General features: G+C 60.1%; 3 protein-coding genes and 1 pseudogene. All 4 read left to right on the top strand.

Annotated elements, in window-relative coordinates:
* Positions 1-10 precede the first annotated feature (10 nt).
* Positions 11-592 (top strand): hypothetical protein, encoded by a 582-nt coding sequence (locus tag Q0349_RS09410; RefSeq protein WP_298080627.1) that lies wholly within the window; start codon positions 11-13, stop codon positions 590-592.
* Positions 589-786 (top strand): hypothetical protein, encoded by a 198-nt coding sequence (locus Q0349_RS09405; protein ID WP_298080626.1) that lies wholly within the window; start codon positions 589-591, stop codon positions 784-786. Before Q0349_RS09410 ends, Q0349_RS09405 begins: the two co-directional genes overlap by 4 nt.
* A gap of 111 nt (positions 787-897) precedes the next feature.
* Complete coding sequence (locus Q0349_RS09400) at positions 898-1,548, top strand: hypothetical protein (protein WP_298080625.1); 651 nt, start codon at positions 898-900, stop codon at positions 1,546-1,548.
* Between the two features lie 98 nt (positions 1,549-1,646).
* Positions 1,647-1,885, top strand: a pseudogene (locus Q0349_RS09395) (hypothetical protein); the annotation flags it as partial.

Raw genomic sequence — 1,885 nt, 5'->3', positions numbered from 1 at the left:
CGGAGTACCCATGAACCCAACCCCCACCCGCCGCGTCATCGCGGTCGAAAATTTCAACGGCGTCTGGTGCGACGCCTGGATCATTGACCAGGAACAGCTGGTCTTCGCCTCCCTCTGGGGGCGGAGCAGCCGCATCCTTGCGCTCTACGGTGCGATTACCGCGCGACAACTCACCAGCCTCGACCTCGGCGGTCGCAACTGCCGCGTCAGTGGCGAACTGGACAAGCGGCAGACCCGTCTGCCTGCACAATGCCGCTACGGCAGCGACTTCGTCCATGCGATGATTTTTGACGCCATGCTCATCCGCGAAACCGCCGGACAACGCATCCTCATCGGCGACCGTCACGCCGACGGCCAGATTGAGCCGGTGGCAGAAGACGCCGTTTTCCGTGAACTGGCACAGATGGCCAACATCGGTCTGCTGCCCTGCTGGCAAACGCCGCTGCTACAGGCGCTGCGCGAGCAAGAGATGGTACGCGAGCCCGAAAGCCACGGTGTGCAGGCGGTGAAAATCAGCCTCGCCGACCGGGAGGCCTTTGAGCAGCTCGTCTCCACCCTCATCAAGGGCGGACAACTGCGGGAGGCCGCATGAACAAGCTGCGTACCGCCCACGTCTTTTGCCTCTCCACCGGCATCGAACTGCTGGCGGAAGTGCTGACCGACACTCTGAGCCACCAGGTCACCCTGGCGCTGGTGCTGTCCATCCTCGTCATCGCCTGGTACCGCGACCACCGTCGCAATAACCAGCACCGCTGGTTTGATGATGACGATTTCTGGGACCGGTAAAGCCCACCGGCCTTGCCGTTAACCCTCATCCGGCGGCGCAAGCCGCTTTCATCCACCCTTGCGGGAGATTTCCCGCCGGGGAATCTCCCGTTTTTTCTTTGGGAGATTCTCATGAACACCATCCTCGAAACCTTGAACATCAAAGGCTTTGACGTCAACATCCTCGCTGACCGCGACGCGGAAAACCCGCTCGCCTGGGGTAGCGCCACGCTGCTAACTGCACACCGCCGCTACACCTTCGGCGGCGACAGGCTGCCGTTTGATGCAAATTCGATAGAAGAAGCGTTTGACTGGCACCTTGACCGCAAGGGGCTGACCCGGCGCGACGTCATCTGGCTGCCGGTGTACCTCTATGACCACAGCGGTCTTGCCCTCAGCGACACGCCCTTCGGCGACCGCTGGGACAGCGGGCAGCTCGGCTACATCTACGAAAGCCGCAGCGCCATCCGTGCGGAATACCGCGTGCAGCGCATCAGCGCCAAACGGGAGCAGTCCGTGCTTGAGCGGCTGCGCCACACCCTGCAACTGCTCGAATACTGGGCGAACGGCAACGTTTACGCCTACGAAATTCCCGCACTCGATGAGTATTGCGGCGGATTCTACGGCTGGGATCACGAAACATCTGGCTTGGTCGAATACGCCACGGATGCCGTTGAGACACACCTACGTCTGCAACGACAAAAACGCTACGCTCGCCTGAAGCAACTGCTGCGCGACCATGTGCCGCTGCACCTGCGTCCGGCGTTGCTGGCAGCTTTCTAAACCATCCGCAGTGCCACACGCGCTGCACTCTACCCACGGGGTATCTACCCCGTGGGGTGGATACCCCCCTTTTTTCATTTCAAAAACTGGAGGTATCTATGCCTAACTGGGTCTCAAATATCGTGCATTGCTACGACGAACATGTCGAAACCCTGCTGCTATTGCGGGATTTCAGCAATATCGTGCCCTGTCCTGAAAACCCGCTAAATCCGCCGGAGGAATGGTGTCTCAACCATTGGGGAACCAAATGGAATGCCGTGCATTTCCGGCTGACTATTGGTCATCACCGCAAAGGAACTTATGTGCAGTTTGATACGGCCTGGGCGCATCCGCAGGC

It is taken from the genome of uncultured Cardiobacterium sp. (assembly GCF_938028185.1).
GTDB lineage: Bacteria > Pseudomonadota > Gammaproteobacteria > Cardiobacteriales > Cardiobacteriaceae > Cardiobacterium.
Note: the sequence above shows the minus strand (reverse complement) of the source record. Positions and strands in the feature narration are given on the sequence as shown.